General features: G+C 68.8%; 15 protein-coding genes and 2 pseudogenes. 9 read left to right on the top strand and 8 right to left on the bottom strand.

Annotation, left to right across the window (positions count from 1 at the left end; translation table 11 throughout):
* Positions 1–503: RNA-guided endonuclease TnpB family protein (locus tag AQJ27_RS38795; RefSeq protein ID WP_159064503.1), on the top strand; the 503-nt coding region annotated here is incomplete at its 5' end.
* A gap of 81 nt (positions 504–584) precedes the next feature.
* Here AQJ27_RS38795 and AQJ27_RS38790 read toward each other — a convergent pair.
* The 4 genes and pseudogenes from AQJ27_RS38790 to AQJ27_RS38775 form a co-directional block, all read right to left on the bottom strand.
* Positions 585–2,117: a beta-N-acetylhexosaminidase gene (locus AQJ27_RS38790; protein WP_067379616.1), complete on the bottom strand. Its 1,533-nt coding sequence runs from the start codon at positions 2,115–2,117 to the stop codon at positions 585–587.
* Between the two features lie 43 nt (positions 2,118–2,160).
* Complete coding sequence (locus tag AQJ27_RS38785) at positions 2,161–3,000, bottom strand: carbohydrate ABC transporter permease (protein ID WP_067379613.1); 840 nt, start codon at positions 2,998–3,000, stop codon at positions 2,161–2,163.
* The gene (locus AQJ27_RS38780; RefSeq protein WP_067379611.1) at positions 2,997–3,986 is read right to left on the bottom strand and encodes a carbohydrate ABC transporter permease; all 990 of its coding nucleotides are present in this window, start codon (positions 3,984–3,986) and stop codon (positions 2,997–2,999) included. Before AQJ27_RS38780 ends, AQJ27_RS38785 begins: the two co-directional genes overlap by 4 nt.
* Positions 3,987–4,015: 29 nt before the next feature.
* A pseudogene (locus AQJ27_RS38775) lies at positions 4,016–5,285 on the bottom strand (extracellular solute-binding protein).
* A gap of 263 nt (positions 5,286–5,548) precedes the next feature.
* Here AQJ27_RS38775 and AQJ27_RS38770 point away from each other — a divergent pair.
* Complete coding sequence (locus tag AQJ27_RS38770; protein ID WP_067379608.1) at positions 5,549–6,388, top strand: GntR family transcriptional regulator; 840 nt, start codon at positions 5,549–5,551, stop codon at positions 6,386–6,388.
* 334 nt (positions 6,389–6,722) lie between these two features.
* On the opposite strand, the gene AQJ27_RS38765 is transcribed toward AQJ27_RS38770, so the two are convergent.
* Both AQJ27_RS38765 and AQJ27_RS38760 read right to left on the bottom strand, forming a co-directional pair.
* The gene (locus AQJ27_RS38765) at positions 6,723–7,505 is read right to left on the bottom strand and encodes an SDR family oxidoreductase (RefSeq protein ID WP_201264416.1); all 783 of its coding nucleotides are present in this window, start codon (positions 7,503–7,505) and stop codon (positions 6,723–6,725) included.
* 192 nt (positions 7,506–7,697) lie between these two features.
* Entirely contained in the window at positions 7,698–8,537 is an 840-nt protein-coding gene (locus AQJ27_RS38760) for an SDR family NAD(P)-dependent oxidoreductase (RefSeq protein ID WP_067379602.1), read from the bottom strand.
* A 212-nt stretch (positions 8,538–8,749) separates the two neighbouring features.
* Between AQJ27_RS38760 and AQJ27_RS58025 the strand changes: the two are divergent.
* Together AQJ27_RS58025 and AQJ27_RS38755 are read left to right on the top strand one after the other, a co-directional pair.
* Positions 8,750–8,938 (top strand): annotated as a pseudogene (locus AQJ27_RS58025) (IS5/IS1182 family transposase); the annotation flags it as partial.
* Between the two features lie 174 nt (positions 8,939–9,112).
* Positions 9,113–9,856 (top strand): class I SAM-dependent methyltransferase, encoded by a 744-nt coding sequence (locus AQJ27_RS38755; RefSeq protein WP_067379599.1) that lies wholly within the window; start codon positions 9,113–9,115, stop codon positions 9,854–9,856.
* Positions 9,857–9,896: 40 nt separating this feature from the next.
* Here the strand turns inward: AQJ27_RS38755 and AQJ27_RS38750 are convergent, their stop codons facing one another.
* A complete protein-coding gene (locus AQJ27_RS38750) occupies positions 9,897–10,772 on the bottom strand; it encodes a helix-turn-helix transcriptional regulator (protein WP_067379596.1) in 876 nt (291 codons plus the stop codon).
* A gap of 221 nt (positions 10,773–10,993) precedes the next feature.
* On the opposite strand from AQJ27_RS38750, the gene AQJ27_RS38745 reads away from it, so the two are divergent.
* The 3 genes from AQJ27_RS38745 (at position 10,994) to cynS (ending at position 13,173) form a co-directional block, all read left to right on the top strand.
* Complete coding sequence (locus AQJ27_RS38745; RefSeq protein WP_067379592.1) at positions 10,994–11,866, top strand: helix-turn-helix transcriptional regulator; 873 nt, start codon at positions 10,994–10,996, stop codon at positions 11,864–11,866.
* A gap of 159 nt (positions 11,867–12,025) precedes the next feature.
* The gene (locus tag AQJ27_RS38740; RefSeq protein WP_067379589.1) at positions 12,026–12,592 is read left to right on the top strand and encodes a flavin reductase family protein; all 567 of its coding nucleotides are present in this window, start codon (positions 12,026–12,028) and stop codon (positions 12,590–12,592) included.
* 137 nt (positions 12,593–12,729) lie between these two features.
* Positions 12,730–13,173 carry a cyanase gene (cynS, locus tag AQJ27_RS38735; RefSeq protein WP_067379586.1) on the top strand — a complete coding sequence of 148 codons (444 nt, stop codon included), beginning with the start codon at positions 12,730–12,732 and terminating at the stop codon, positions 13,171–13,173.
* Positions 13,174–13,206: 33 nt separating this feature from the next.
* Here cynS and AQJ27_RS38730 read toward each other — a convergent pair whose 3' ends face one another.
* Positions 13,207–14,058: an MOSC domain-containing protein gene (locus AQJ27_RS38730; protein ID WP_235613746.1), complete on the bottom strand. Its 852-nt coding sequence runs from the start codon at positions 14,056–14,058 to the stop codon at positions 13,207–13,209.
* A 169-nt stretch (positions 14,059–14,227) separates the two neighbouring features.
* Between AQJ27_RS38730 and AQJ27_RS53080 the strand changes: the two genes are divergently transcribed.
* On the top strand, positions 14,228–15,511 hold the full coding sequence (locus AQJ27_RS53080) for a methyltransferase domain-containing protein (protein WP_079065560.1): 1,284 nt from the start codon (positions 14,228–14,230) through the stop codon (positions 15,509–15,511).
* A 39-nt stretch (positions 15,512–15,550) separates the two neighbouring features.
* Positions 15,551–15,739 carry a pyridoxine 5'-phosphate oxidase C-terminal domain-containing protein gene (locus AQJ27_RS59185; RefSeq protein ID WP_079065568.1) on the top strand — a complete coding sequence of 63 codons (189 nt, stop codon included), beginning with the start codon at positions 15,551–15,553 and terminating at the stop codon, positions 15,737–15,739.
* Positions 15,740–15,780 lie beyond the last annotated feature (41 nt).

Below are 15,780 nucleotides of genomic sequence, written 5' to 3'. Positions count from 1 at the left end.
CCGCGAACCGGGAGAAGGCACGCCGCAAGGTCGCCAGGATCCACGCCCGGATCACGGACCGGCGCAGGGACGGCCTGCACAAGCTGACCACTCGACTCGTGCGCGAAAACCAAACGCTCGTGATCGAGGACCTGGCCGTGCGCAATATGGTCACCAACCGGAAACTCGCCCGCGCCATCAGTGATGCCGCGTGGGCGGAGTTCCGGAGCCTTCTGGAGTACAAGGCCGCCTGGTACGGGCGGGACGTGGTGGTCGTGGACCGCTTTTTCCCCTCCTCCAAGTTGTGCTCCCACTGCGGTGCCTTGCAGGACAGGATGCCGCTGAATGTCCGCACCTGGACGTGCGGCTGCGGAACGGTCCACGACCGGGACGTGAACGCGGCGAAGAATCTTTTGGCCGCCGGGCTGGCGGTGTCTGTCTGTGGAGCTGGTGTAAGACCTCAACGGAGAACTCCGGGCGGGCAGTCGGCGGCGAAGCAGAAAACCCCACGGCGCGAGCCGTAGGAATCCCCTCGTTTACGAGGGGGAGGAAGTCAAGGTTGTTCCTCTCCAGGAAGGTGGGGTGATTCCCGGAACGGGACAGGGTCAGGGGTGTTGCCGGACATCGAGGGCGTCGAGCCGTACGGTGTGCTCGTCGAGGCGGGAGCGGAAGTCGGCCCAGTCGCTCGCGCCGCTCCAGGCGCGGTCGGCGAGGGCGCACAGCCGCGGGTAGGTCAGGTACTCGATGTGGGCGGGCGTCGTGACGAACTCGGTCCACAGCTGGGTCTGGGTGCCGAGCACCCGCCCGGCCACGTCGGGGTCCGCGTCCTCGGGTACGGGATCGTGGGCGTGGACGGCGCGCAGATCGACGATGTTTCCGGGCTGGGCCAGTGGCTCGCGCGGGTCGCCGGACTGGGCGTAGTCGAGGTAGGTGGCCCGGTGGTAGGCGCTGACGACGGGGTGGCCGCGGCGGGCCGCCGTCAGAGTGTGGGCCGAGTCGCGCCAGGTCATCACGGTGAAGTCGAGGGGCAGTTCGGTGCCGGTCTCGGCCCAGCCGACCGGGCGGCGTCCGTGCCGGACGAGGAAGTCGCCGATCTGCCCGAGGAACCAGCCGTGCAGGGCCGCGGGGCCCGGCAGGCCCTGCGCCACCGCTCGTTCCCGCACGGCGACACTGTGCGTCCACTCGGTGGTGGGGCACTCCTCGCCGCCGATGTGGATGTACGGCGAGGGGAAGACGTCCATGACCTCGTCGAGGACGGTGCGGCAGAAGTCGAGGACCTCGTCGTGGACACCGAGGACGGTGTCGCACACGCCCCAGCGGGTCCAGACGTCGAGGGGGCGCTCCGGATGGTTGCCCAGTTCGGGGTAGGCGGCGAGGGCGGCGCGTACATGGCCGGGCATCTCTATCTCCGGCATGACGGTGACGCCGCGAGCGGCCGCGTACCGGACCAGGCCGACGAGTTCGTCCCGTGTGTACGACCCGCCGTGCGGGATGCCGTCGTACGTGTCGCTGCCGGCCGGGCCCTTCTGGGACTCGGCGCGGTGGCCGCCGATCTCGGTGAGCTTGGGCAGTGCGGCGACCGGCATGCGCCAGCCCTGGTCGTCGGTGAGATGCAGGTGGAACACGCTGATCTTGTGCAGGGCCAACAGGTCGACGTACCTGCGCAGGTAGGAGACGGGCTGGAAGTGGCGTGCCACGTCCAGCATCGCGCCGCGCCAGGGGTGGCGGGGGACGTCGGTGATCTCGGCGCACGGCAGCAGCCACCGTGTACCGCGCTGCGGAGTGTCCGACAAGGCCTGAGGGGGCAGGAGTTGGCGGAGCGTCTGGATGCCGCGCAGCAGACCGGTCAGGTGTGCGGCGCGCAGCAGCACGGCGTGCGGGGCGACGGTGAGCCCGTACCCCTCTTCGCCGAGGCCGGTGAGTCCGGGGTCGAGTGTCAGGGCGAACTGTCCGTCCGGGGACGGCCGCAGGGACAGCCCGGTGGCGGGGGCGAGCAGGGTGCGCAGCAGGTGTGCGGCCGGTTCGGCGCCCGCGCCGATGTGCAGCGCGGTGCCGGCGTCGAGCGTGAAGTGTCCCGGCCGCAGTGCGGCCTTGGTGGGGCGGGGTACGAGGGTGAGCACGGATCGCTGTGCGGGCATGGGTCAGCTCCGGGACGGGGTCGCGTGGGGGTGAGGTGTGAGGTCAGCCCTTGACTGCGCCGGTCGCGAAGCCGGCGGTGACATGGCGCTGGAGCAGCAGGAACACCACGAGTGCCGGGGCGGCGAAGAGGGTCGAGGCGGCCATCGTGGCGCCCCAGTCGGTGCCGAAGACGTTCTGGAACGAGGACAGCCACACGGGCAGGGTGCGGTTGTCCTGCTGCTTGATGATCAGGAAGTTGGCGTAGGCGAACTCGTTCCAGGCGGTGATGTAGCCGAACAGCGAGGTGGCCATCAGGCCCGGTGCCAACAGCGGGAACGCCACACGCCGGAACGCGCCGAGCCGGGTGCAGCCGTCGACCTGGGCGGACTCCTCCAGCTCCGGGGGGATCGTGCCGATGAAGCCGCGCAGGACGATGATGGTGAAGGGCAGCGTCATCATGAAGTAGACGAGGGTCAGGGTCGGCAGCCGGTCGAGCATGTCGGTGTCCCGGGAGATGATGTAGACCGGGATGATCAGTGATTCCCAGGGCGCCATCTGCGCGATGAAGACCATGAGCATGAACTGCCGGCGTCCCTTCCACTTCATTCGGGCGACGGCGTAGGCGGCACCGAGCGCGATGACGAGGGCGAGCAGGACGGCGGTCAGCGTGACGAGGATGCTGTTGCGCCAGAACAGGCCGAAGCCGGCGGCGCCGACGGCGGTGCGGAAGTGGTCGAGTGTCCAGGTCCGGGGGAGGATCCGGGGGTTGTCGGACTGGATGTCGCGGGTCGGGGTGAACGCGGTGGCGACCATCCAGTAGACCGGGAAGAGACAGACCACCACGGTGACGACGGCGGCGGCGTTCAGGGGCAGACGGCGGATGCGGGGCCGGGTCGTGCTCATGCGAGCTCGTCCTCCTGGCGGAACATCTGGCGGAAGTAGAAGACGAGCACGCCCGACATCAGCACGACAGTGACCATGGAGGCCGCCGAACCGAGGTCGTAGCGCTGGCTCGAAAGGGCGGTCTGTACCGCGTACACGGGCAGGATCGTGGTCGCGTCGCCGGGCCCGCCGTTGGTCATCACCCAGATCTGGACGAACGCCTTGAAGGTCCAGATCACCTCGAGCGAGAACACCAGCATGAAGATCGGCCGGACCATGGGGAAGGTGATCGAGCGGAAGATCCGCGGCCCCGACGCTCCGTCCAGCCGCGCCGACTCGTACAGCTCGGTGGGGACGGTGGTGAGGGCCGAGTACAGGGTGATCGCGGCGAAGGGCACGGACTGCCATACGACGAGGACGACCACGATGGCGAAGGCGGCCGGGCCGTGCGCGAACCAGGGGTAGCGGTGGAAGGACTCGAACCCCAGGTCGGTCAGGACCGCGTTGACGATGCCGAACTCCGAGTGGAACAGCCACTGGAAGACGGTGGTCGCCGCGATGACGGGCATCGCCCAGGTCAGCACGAGCGCGCTGAGGACCGCGGTCCGGCCGAACCGGCCGAGCCGCTCGACCATGAGCGCGACCAGCGTGGACAGCACCATGATCAGGACGACGTTGATCGCCATGAAGAGGAAGGTGCGGCGCACGACCTCCCAGAAGCGGCCGTCCCCCAGCAGCGTCTCGTAGTTCTTGAATCCGACGAAGCGCGCTCCGCCCAGGATGAGTTGGCGCAGCCCGAAGTCCTGCAGCGATATCACCACGGCGCGGACCAGGGGATAGACGAGCAGATAGAGCGTGCCGAGGACGGCGGGCGCGATCAGGACGTACGGCCAGATCCCACGGCCGGTGGACTTCGACGGGCGGTGCGGCCCTGGGCCGGTGGAGCGCCGGGGCGGCCCGGTACCGAGTGGGGGGCGGGGGGCGGTGTGCTCGCGGACGGCCGACACGGCGCTCCTCCTTCCGGTGCGTGGACGGTTCAGGAGCCGGAGTTCATGGCCGCGGTGATGGCCTCGGACGCGGTGGTGGCCTTCTTCTGGATGTCGCCTCCGGTGAGGACGGCCGTCATGTAGTCCTTGATCGGGTTCTTGGCCTCCACGGCGGCCCAGCCGGGGGTGTTGGGTGTGGCGTGGCCCTGGGCGGCGCCGACCGCCATGGCCGCGGCACCGGGGTCGGCCGCGACCGCGGAGGCCAGGGTGGTCTTGTTCGGGACGTAGCTCATGGCGACGGCGAGCTTCTTCTGCCAGGTGTCGCCGGTGAGCTCATGGACGAAGGTGTAGGCCGTGTCCTGCTTGGTGGACGCCGTGGGGATGACGAGGTCGGAGCCGCCGGTGAAGACCGCGCCGGGCTTGTCGGCGGACTTGCCCGGGATCGGGAAGAAGCCGAGCTTTCCCTTCAGCGCCGGGTTGTTCTGGATGACGACGTTGGCGCCGCCGGGTGTCGAGACGACCTGGGCGACCTTCCCCTTGGCCATGACGTCCGCCTGCGTGGGGTTGGCCTCGTCGGAGTCCCTGGGGCCCTTGCCGAGGGCCTGGAGCTTCTCGTAGAACTCCATACCGCGGGATCGCCTCGGGGGAGTCCAGCGTGCCCTTCCACTTGCCGCCGGTCTCGGTGGCGAGGTCGCCGCCCTCGTCCCAGACGAAGCCCGCGAGGGTGTACCAGTTCTGGCCGGGCAGATAGATTCCTTGCGTGCCACCGGCGTTGAGCTTTCTGGTGGCGGCGATCCACTGGTCGCGGGTCTTGATGGCGGTCGCGTCGATGCCCGCCTCCTTGAAGAGGTCGGTCCGGTAGATGACGACGCGGTTGGCGGCGTAGTACGGAATGCCGTACTGCTTGCCCTCATAGACGCCCGGCTCCGCGAGACCCTTGAGCCAGTTCTTCCCCCCGAGGTCGTCGACCTTGTCGCTGAGGTCGAGCAGCCCCCCGCTCTGCGCGAACTGGGCGACCTGGGTGTTGCCGGTCTCGATGACGTCCGGTGCGTCGTTGCTGGCGAGGGCGGCCGTGACTTTTTCGCCGATCCCGTCCCACTCCTGGATCTGCACCTTGACCTTGATGTCCGGGTGAGCGGTCTCGAAGCCCTTGACGAACTCGTTCTGGAACTGGGCCGAGACGCTGTCGCGCATCAGCCAGACGTCGATGGTGGTGCTCCCGCCGGAGCTGTCGTCGGAGGTATCGGAGGAGCTACTGCAGGCACTCAGCCCGGCCGTCATCACGAGCGCGGACACACCGGCAAACAAGCGGAGCTTCACGGTTCACCTCTGGAGGACAAGACCTGACCACCTGACCAGTGAAGTCCACTGGACAGCTCACCTCTTGATGTGGGGTTGAAGGTGGCATAGACCAATCAGGGACGTCAACCCCCCGTGTCTTAAAGGGTTTTGGGCCGCAGTCCACTCGGGATCCGGTCGATCATCTCTCAGTGGCGGTTACACTTGCCTGGTCAAGAGGGGCAGTTGCGGGTGACCACTGGTCAACTGGTTAACTGGATATTCCGCGCATGAGGGAGGGCACCATGAAGGCTGACGCACCAGGTGCGGTGCTCAAACGGGAGCGAGTTCGCGACTTCATCCTCGACCTCGTCGAGTCACATCGCCCGGGGGACGCGATCCCCTCCGAGCGTTCCCTGTGTGCCCGCCTGGGTGTTTCCCGCCCGACCCTGCGTGCGGCGGTCGACGAGCTCGTCGCCGCGGGTCTTCTGGTGCGGGAGCACGGTCGCGGCATGTTCGTGGCACCCGAGAAGATCACCCAGGAACTCGTCTCGGGTCAGCAGGCCATGACGGTGCCCCAGGCCTCCGGGACCTGGTCGAGTCGCCTGCTGGAGTTCACCACCATTCCGGCGGGCGCGCGTGTGGGCCGCAAGTTGCGCATCTCGCCCGCCGTCGAGATCGTGTACGTGGCACGGCTGCGCCTGGTCGACGGCGCCCCGATGGCCATCGAGCATCTGCACATCAGGGCCGATCTGGTCCCCTCCCTGTCCGTCCAGGAACTGGAAGCCGGCGACCTGTACGAGCACCTGCGCGAACAGCATGGCGTGCACGTCCAGGAGGCCGTACAGGCGATCGAGCCGACCGTCGTCACCCGAGCGGAGGCCGAGCTGCTCGACGTGCCCGAGCTGTCCCCGGCGCTGCTCTTCGAGCGGCTCACCTCGGACACCACGGGACAGCCCGTCGAATACGTCCACTCGATCTACCGCGGCGACCGCTATCGCATCGTCTCCCGGCTCACCCTCGGCCCCTCGGCCGCGGTGCCGCCGGCCCGGCTCGGACACCACCCCGGCATCCCACCGGGCGACTTCGCCCACCGCGACACCATCGCGTCCTCCACGCACGGGGACATCCAGTCGGCACCGTGAGCCACCGCGGTTTCCGGCTGGGCGGGGGAGGGGTGCCCGGCGAGCGCCGGTTCGCCCTGGGCGCAGGCGGCCACTGGACCACGGCTCCGGCGCCGACAGGACTGATCTCGCCGCCGGCTCATACTCAGGCGCGGATGAGTAGCGCGGTGATGGCCTTCGCAGCCCGCTCGGCCGCGTACGGGTTGCTCGGTCGCGTACGGGTTCCTCGGTGGCACGCGCTGCGCGGCGATCTGCTCGTATGCGGCCGCGAACGGATGTTGTCGCGTCAACCAATGCGCGCAGCGGGGGAGGAACAGCCGAGTGCTGTTCCTCCCCCGCCATGACGGGACCGAATTCAGATGGCCTGAGCCGTGGGCATGATGGTGATCTCGGTGAGGTTGACGTGGCGGGGCACGGCGGCCATGAAGGCGACGGTTTCGGCGATGTCGGCGCTCTGGAGGCAGTCGATGTCGTGGATGAGGTCGGCCATCAGTTTGGAGGCGTCGGGGTCGGTGACGTGGTCGGGGAGTTCGGTGTCGACCATGCCGGGTTCGATGGTGGCGACGCGGACCATCTTGGGGCCGAGTTCGACGCGGAGCAGTCGGGTGAGGTGGCTGATGTAGGCCTTGGTGCCGGAGTAGATCGAGAACTTCGCCAGGATGCGGGTGGCCGCGATGGACGAGGTGTTGATCAGGTCGGCGGCCTTGCCCTGGGCGGCGGAGTCCGTCAGGTGGGGGAGGAACGCGGCGATGACGTTCATCAGGCCGGTGATGTTGAGGTCGATCTGGCGCTGCCAGTCGTCGACCTTGAGTTCCTCGATGCCGGAGATGAGCTGGACTCCGGCGTTGTTGAACACGAGGTCGGCCTTGCCGAAGCGCTCGGCGACCTGGTCGGCGGCGGTCTGGACCGCGTCGCGGTCGGTGACGTCTACGGCCAGGGCGAGTGCGGTGCCGCCGGCGGCCTCGATGTTCTTGACCAGGCTGTCGAGGCGCTCCTTGCGCCGGGCCAGTACGACCACCGTGGCACCGAGCTCGGCGAGGCGTTCGGCGGTGACGGCACCCATGCCGCTGGAGGCGCCGGAGACGACAGCGACACGGCCGGCCAGGGGAGTGCCGGTGAGCAGGGCAGCAGACATCACAAAACCTCGGTCTCTTTGATCGGAGGGCGGGGAGTGCGGGATTGATCGGAGGGCGGGGAATGCGGGGAATGCAGGGAATGCGGGGCTGATCGGAGGGCGGGGAGAGGCGGATCGGCGTGGTGCCCGGCCGGGCCGGTCGTCCTGCCCGGCAGGGCTGCTCGTGGGGGCTGTGGGTGCCCGATCGCGTCGGCGTCAGGCGGCGTCGTGATGCGCGGTGGCGGCGGACTTCTCGCGCCACGGGGCGAGGTCCTCCTGCACCTGCTGGTACTTGACCTCGAGCCGCTCGATGGTGTCGCGCCCGAGGTAGAGGTGCGTGGGCAGCTTCTCGGTGGAGGCGGCCTCGACGATGAGGGCGGCGCCCTTGACGGGGTCGCCGAGCTGGGCGTGGTTGGCCTGGTCGATCCAGTCCAGCGTCACGTGCGCGGGGGTGTCGTCGTAGTCGGTGATGCGGTTCGCGGCGACCGACAGCGAGCTGGCGTCGAGGAAGTCGGTGCGGAAGACACCCGGCTCGACGACCATCGACTGGATCCCGAACGGCGCCATCTCCGCGGAGAGCGCTTCGCTGATGCCGGCGACCGCGAACTTCGACGCGCTGTAGAGGCTGACGCCGGGCTCGCCCTCGAAACCCGACCGGGAACCGATGTGCACCAGCCTGCCGGACCCCTGCTTGCGCATGACGGGCAGCACGGCACGGGTGACGTTGATCAGGCCGAAGACGTTGAGGTCGAACAGCGACCGGGCCTCCGCGTCGGTGATCTCCTCCAACGCGCCGAGCAAGCCGCGACCGGCGTTGTTGACCAGGACGTCGATGCCGCCGAACCGGTCCACGGCGGCCTCGACCGCCTGCGGAATGCTGTCGTTGTCCGTGACGTCCAGGGCGACCGCGAAGACGTTGTCGGAGTTCTTCAGATCGGCCGGAACGCGTTCCGGGTTTCGTACGGCGACCACGACATTGTTACCGCCTGCCAGAGCGGCACGGGCGATTTCAGCGCCGATTCCACGGGAGGCGCCGGTGACAAACCACGTAGCCATGGGAAAAACCTCTTTCGTCGTTTCCCCTTTTCGGGGATTTCCTGTTGACGTATTCGAGTGTGCCCGTCGGCTACGGCGGTATGAAGGCTGCGCTTTTCCTGGGAGTCTCACACCCAGGAAGCCGAGGCGGCTCTGCCGGGCCGATGTCCGGGGAAGTGCCGCAGGCTGCGGCGCGAGCGCTCCGTCGGCGACGTGTTGCGGGCGCGGGATCCTCCGGTATTCAGTGGGAGTACCTGCCGAAGGAGCTGGGCTTCGGCTCGGGCATGATCTGTTGGCGCCGGCTGCGGCACTGGAACGAGGCCGGGCCCTGGCGGGGCCGGGCCGGTTCGAAGCATCACTTGATCGCTGACGGGCACGGCACCCCGCTCGCGGTCCTGCTGACCCGCGGCAACCGCAACGACGTTCGAGGGAACTTTCGCCCGGCTGCACGGCCTCCGGCGAGTTCGCATCCGATGGGAACCGCGGTCCGACATCCACGAGGCATTCCTCAAACTCACCTGCTGCCTCGATAAGGCCACCGCCGGCCTTGCGCGAGGCGGACACCGGCATGGCGGCTTCTTCGCATACTGAGAGGCATGGCCCTCTATGACACGCTCGGCACGACGTACGGCCGGACCCGGCAGCCAGATCCGCGGATCGCCGCGCAGATTCACGCCGCGCTCGGCAACGCTGCGGATGTGATCAACGTAGGAGCGGGCACCGGCTCCTACGAGCCACCACAGACGACACTCGCCGTCGAGCCCAGCCAGATCATGCTCGCCCAGCGCCCACCCCGGTCCGCGCCCGCCGTGCGTGCCGCCGCCGAACAACTTCCGCTGTGTGACAACGCTGCCGACGCCGTCATGGCACTGCTGACTGTCCATCACTGGAGTGACCTCGCGGCCGGCATCGCCGAACTCCGCCGAGTCGCGCGCCGCCGCATCGTCATCCTGACCTGGGACCAGCAGATCTTCCGCGAGCAGTTCTGGCTCGTGCGCGAGTACCTCCCACAGGCCGCCGCCTTCGACGACAGCCGCGCCATCCCGACCGACCGGCTGGCCACTCTGCTCGGCGGGGCACGTCAGGAGCCCGTCCATGTCCCGCACGACTGCACGGACGGGTTCGGCGCAGCATACTGGCGCCGCCCCCACGCCTACCTCGACCCACAGGTGCGTGCCGGAATCTCCATGCTCGCCCAGACCGGAGAAGACGTCCTCGCTCCCGGCCTGGCAACGCTCGCCGACGACCTCGCGACGGGCCGTTGGCACGACCGTCACGCCGACTTGACCGCACGCGACACCCTCGACGTCGGCTATCGAGTACTGGTGTCAGACTCCTGATCATCGGATCGAATTCCGGGTGCCGTCGACGGCACCCGGCTCAGGCGCCGTATGCGGGATTCTGCTGGTGAGGTACTTCAGGTGCGCTGATGGAGCCCAGCAGGGCCAAGCCGTCGGCGGAGGGGGAGCCCGGCTCGGCCTGGAGGACGACGAGCTGCTGTCCCGGAGCGCTGCGGATGCTGAGGGCCTCGTGCCGCAATTCCAGGTCCCCCACGCCGGAGTGGTGGATCTGCTTGACTTCGTAGGGCGGGACCCGGGTGTACTCGCGTGCCCACAGGGAACGGAACTCCGGGCTGCGCACCGACAGTTCACCGACGAGCTCCAGGATACGGGGATCCTCGGGCGTGCTCGCGGCGGACTGCTGAAGGTCGGCGACCGCACGGAGCTTGGCCCGCTCCGCGTTCCTGTAGAAGGTCTTCGCCGCGGGGTCCAGAAAGAGCATGCGCAGCACGTTGTCGTGCTGCGCGAAGTCGCGGTAGAGGGCTTCGGCCAGTGCGTTGGTGGCCAGCAGGTCCTGGGCATGGCCGACGATGAAGGCCGGCGTCCTGGTCCAGCTTTCGATCAGCTGCCGCAGGTGCGGGCGGACCCGCTCGACCCGCAAGGGTCGCTTCGTGCGGCGGGTTGCCGGCTGGGCCAGTCGGAAGAGTTCCCGCTTGTCCTCTTCCCCGAGTTGCAGCACGCGGGCCATGGCCTCCAGCACTCGGAGCGAGGGACTGAGTTCACGGCCCTGCTCGAGTCGGCTGTAGTAGCCCGGACTGACACCAGCGAGCGTCGCGACCTCGTCACGCCGCAAGCCGGGCACTCTTCGCCGGCCGGCGCTGGGCAGTCCTGCGTCCACGGGGCTGAGGCGTTCCCTGCGGGAGCGGAGGAACTGACCCAGCCCTTCAACCGAGTCAGGGCGCGTGTGGTGGTCCATGCTGTCGAGGCTAGGCGGAAAACGCCCGGAAAACTTCTGTCGAAGGTGGGTGCATTGCACCCAGGATTGCGGGCCCCCGGGGGCACAAGGAGCTGACGGACGACGAGAGGTCTCCCAGGCGTGCCAAGACGGTGAATTACTGTGTGTGCCGGATGCGCGACCTGGCGCAATAGTCCGCGACCCGCACTTCTCATCGGCTGGAAACCATCTAGTCTTGCTGCATGAGCAATGGGACACCTTTGGGTGATTTCCTCCGAGCCCGCCGAGAGGCCCTCAAGCCGCACGATGTCGGTCTCCCCGAACACGGGCGACGTCGGGTGCCGGGACTGCGCAGAGAGGAAGTCGCGCTGCTCGCCGGAGTCAGTTCCGACTACTACATCAGGCTGGAACAGGGGCGCGAAAACAGTCCGTCCCCACAGGTGCTCGAGGCCGTGGCGCAAGCGCTGAAACTGGATGCGGAGGCTGCCGACCATCTCAACCGCCTCTGTCTGACCGCCTCGCAGCGCCCGCACGACTGGGGCGAGGCGGACGTCAGCCGGCAGTTGTTGCAGCTGATGGACGGATGGGAGCACACTCCGGCCTTCGTCATCGGCCCGGCTCTCGACATCATGGCGGGCAATTCCCTTGCCACGGCTCTCCACAGCGGGTTCGACCAGTTCGACAACCTCGCCCGCATGGTGTTCGTCGACCCGGCGGGGCGCGAGTTCTACCAGGAATGGGAGCGCGCCGCGCACTCCTGTGTCGCCGAAATCAGGGCAGCCTACGGCCACGATCCCGAATCGGCCCGCATCGCCGAGGTCGTGGCGGAACTGTCCGCCCAGAGCGAGGAGTTCGCGGGAATTTGGCAGATGCACGAGGTCAAGGGAAAGTCCCAGGAAGGAAAGCATCTCAAGCATCCCCTGGTAGGCGACCTGCACATCAAGTTCGCGGCTTTCACGGTCAACGGCGCCCCGCATCAGCAACTGGTGGTCTATCAGGCCGAACCGGCCAGCCCGACCGCGGATGCCTTCGAGACGCTGAGGACCATGGCTGCCGAGCCGAGGCATGCCCAGGCGGCTGTGCCCGTGGCGGACCTCGCCGCCAAGGAGCAGTAGCGGCGCACATGAACATGAGTGCCCGGTGGAGGCTGGCCCTGCCGCACCCAGGAACAACGCGGCCTTCATAGCGGTGCGCCCGTCTGCCGACACTCGATTCGACAGACAGTGCGCCGGCCGGGATGCCGACGCGCGGATCGTACGGCACCAGGAGCACACATGATCACCGTGAAGGACCTTCAGCCACACCCCCTGGACCAGGTTCACCGTCTGATCGAGCCCGGCCCCGTCATCCTGGTCACCACCCGGCACCGCGGAATTCCGAACGTGATGACCAACGGGTTCAACATGATGGTGCGCCATGACCCGCCTCTGATCGCGTGCACCATCGGCCCCTGGGACCACAGCTACCAGGCCCTGGTCGAAACCGGCGAGTGCGTCATCTCGGTCCCGACGGCGGACATGGCTGCCACCGTGGTCGACATCGGCAACTGCTCGGGCGCCGACGTGGACAAGTTCGAGGAGTTCGACCTGACCGCCGTATCCGGTGCGGAGGTCCAGGCGCCACTCGTGGCCGAATGTTTCGCCAACATCGAGTGCAGGGTCGCCGACAGCAGCCTCGTGGCCCCCTACAGCCTCTTCCTGCTGGAGGCCGTCAGGGCGTGGACAGACCCGTCTCAGCCCCAACCGCAGCTGTTTCACCACCACGGAGACGGGACCTTCACCCTGGACGGGCCGACCGTGGACCTGAAGGACCGCATGACCAAGTGGCAGTACCTCTTGTAGGCCAGTAGGCCAGTAGGCCAGTAGGCCAGTAGGGCCAGTGGGTCAGTAGGCCCGCGGGTCAGTAGGTCAGTGCCCCGGCACGGCTCCTACTCTGGTGTGACGTGCGACCAGGACCACCGTCGTCAAGGGAGATGCACATGCTCACCAAGCAGGAAGCCGCCGATGCCGTACGTCAGGCCAAGGTGAAGACCGGGGTCACATGGGCCCAACTGGCCGAAGCGGTCGGCAAGCCGCTGGCCTGGACCACGGCGGCCCTGCTAGGCCAGCACCCGATGGGCAAGGACGAGGCGGCCACGGCGGCGGCGCTGCTCGAACTCGGCGACGACGCCGCCCTCGCCTTCCAGCTCCAGCCGACCCGGGGAGCTCTGGACGCGGCCGTCCCCGTGGATCCCACGATCTACCGGCTCTACGAGGTCGTCCAGGTCTACGGGCCGACCATCAAGGAGCTGATCCACGAGCAGTGCGGCGACGGCATCATGAGCGCGATCAATTTCCGACTCGACGTCCGCCGTGTTCCCGATCCCGCGGGCGACCGGGTCGTCATCACCCTCGACGGGAAGTATCTGCCGTACCAGTGGTAGTGACTCACTGAGCAGTCGAAGGGACTTCTCGTGTCAGGCCCAGCGGACCGGGTCGCCGAGCTGGATCGGCCCCGGCCGCAGCACCTGGGCGTAGACGCCGGCGCACGGCTGCGGCCCCATCGACTCCAACGGAATGACCCGGTTGTGGTCCGCCAGGACCCGCAGGGCCGCGATGTCCGGGGGGAGAGCGCCGTGCGCCAGGGTGGGCACGGCGCAGCGCGGAGTGCGCGCGATGACGCGCAGGGTGAGGTCGGCGCCGATGCGCAGGGCCCGGCCGGTCCAGTCGTTCTCCGCGAAACCCGAGGCCAGAGGGGTACGGATCACGATGTTGGGGCGGTAGCGCTCCGCCTCGGCGGTGCTGGTCGGGGCGAGGGCGGCGATCCGGGTGACCGTTGAGGTCGTGAGCAGATGGACGGGCGCGTAGTCGAAGAACGTACCCCCCGGAGAACCGCCGCCCAGTCGCCCCTCCCGCGCGCTCACCGGTGGCGTTGAGGCGTCACGCAGTACGTCCTCGGGGTCGGCGCGGTCGAGTGTCGCGTCGTACGGAGGGGTGTCGGTGAGTGAGACGCGGCGGCCCACGATCTCCGACAGCGCGTCGTCGACGCCCGGATCGGTCGACCACAGCACCTTGCCCTCCGAAGCGGTGATGCGTACCGCGCCCACCTCGGCCCGTGCCGTCAACGTGAGCAGCCGGCGCCACAGACGGGGGTGCTTGGCGCTGGCGACCTTGCCGGTGTCCCGGTCGGTCAGAGCGAAGCGCCGGTCGTGGGCGAGGCCCCGCTCGGTGACGTCGACAGTGGAGAGATCCTCGCCGAGCATCGACTTCACCGGGTAGCGGATGAGCCGGCCCACCGTTCCCAGCTTGTCTGATTCCTCCGTCGTCACCGTGCAAAGTATCGAGGTCCGTACAGCGAGCGGCAAGGTCTTTCCGGCGCTTGCCGGTACGGTGTCCGCACGCCTCCGCATGCGCTACCTGGATAGTCGATTGGAGTTCGCGCGTACGATGCGATCGAGCTGTTCAGGGTGGCATCTGCGGAACTGAAAGGGGTCGGCCGTGGCTGTTCTGGTGGTGCAGCACGCGGCGGAGGAGGGCCCGTACGAGATAGGCACCTCCTTGGAGGCAGCCGGGCTCGCTCCGCGGGTGTGCCGGGTGTGGGCCGGTGACCCGCTTCCCGAGGATTTGAACGGGGCCGAGGCGCTGGTGGTGCTGGGCGGGCCGATGTCCGCGTACAGCGACGGCGGATTCCCCACGCGCGCGGCGGAGTTGGGCCTGCTGCGTGCGGCGCTGGATGCTCAGGTGCCGGTGCTCGGCGTGTGTCTGGGCGCACAGCTGCTGGCGGTGGCGGCGGGAGGAACGGCCCGGCCCGGCAACGGACTTCAGGTGGGGTGGGGCCCTGTGCGCATCGGGTCTGCCGCCGCCGGGGACCCGCTGTTCGCCGGGCTTCCGGAGCAGCTGCGGGTGCTGCACTGGCACGGCGACACCATGGACCTCTCCGCCGGGGCGGTGGCGTTGGCCTCCTGCGACCGCTGTCCGGTACAGGCGTTCCGGGTGGGCGCGGCGGCGTGGGGACTCCAGTTCCATCTGGAGGTCGACGCCGCCGCGGTCGACGCCTTCGCGACCGCCTTCCCGGATGATGCGGCTGCCGCACCAGGCCTGCGCGAGGACGCGCTGGAAGAACTGGCGGTCCTCGCGCCCCACCGGTCCCGGGTACTGGGTCGGTTCGCCGCGCTGGTGGCGGCCCGCGCCGCCTACACATCGCCCCGTGCGTTCTTCACGCCGAGGGCCGAGACCTGGGAAGAGCGCTTCGCGGCCGACGGACCCGTCTACGCGGCCGCCGTCGCCCGGATGGGGATCGGCGTGGGGCAGACGGTGGTCGACCTGGGGTGCGGCAGCGGACGGGCGCTGCCCGCGCTGCGGGCGGGAGTCGGAGACAAGGGTGTGGTCCTCGGATTGGACGTCACCGCGGCGATGCTCGACGCCGCCGCCCGGCACGGCCGTGATGAGCTCGCGGCGTTGCTGCTCGCCGACGCCTGCCACCTGCCCCTGCCCTCCGGCTCGGTGGACGGCATCTTCAGCGCCGGACTCATCAACCACCTCACCGAACCCGCCCCGGCGCTGGCCGAATGGGCCCGGGTGACCGCCCCGGGTGGCACCCTCCTGCTCTTCCACCCCTCGGGCCGCGTCGAACGCGCCGCCCGGCACGGCCGTCCCCTGGACCCCGACGACCCGCTGGCCGAGACCAACCTGCGGCCCGCCCTGAACGCGGCAGGCTGGCGGCTGGCCCGCCACGAGGACGCGCGACACCACTTCCTGGCCCATGCCGTACGCGTCGGCTGAGCTCCGGCACAGCCCCGGTCACTCGCCGACGAACCCGCCCTGCGCGAGCGCGCCCGTGCACTGCTCGCCGGGAACGAACCGCCGCCGCGCCCTGCCGGATGGACCGGAAACCGGCTGGTCCCGGAGAGCACCGAGTTCTGGTACGGCAGCCCCGACCGAGTCCACCGCAGGCTCCGCCACGACCGCGAACAGGGCCAGGACGGGTCCTGGCAACGACTGCGGCCGTGACGAACTCGGTTGCCGGACGATGATTCACCTGCCTACGGTCG

This window comes from Streptomyces olivochromogenes, from assembly GCF_001514115.1.
GTDB classification, from domain to species: Bacteria; Actinomycetota; Actinomycetes; order Streptomycetales; family Streptomycetaceae; genus Streptomyces; species Streptomyces olivochromogenes.
This window is presented reverse-complemented; position numbering and strand designations above follow the sequence as displayed.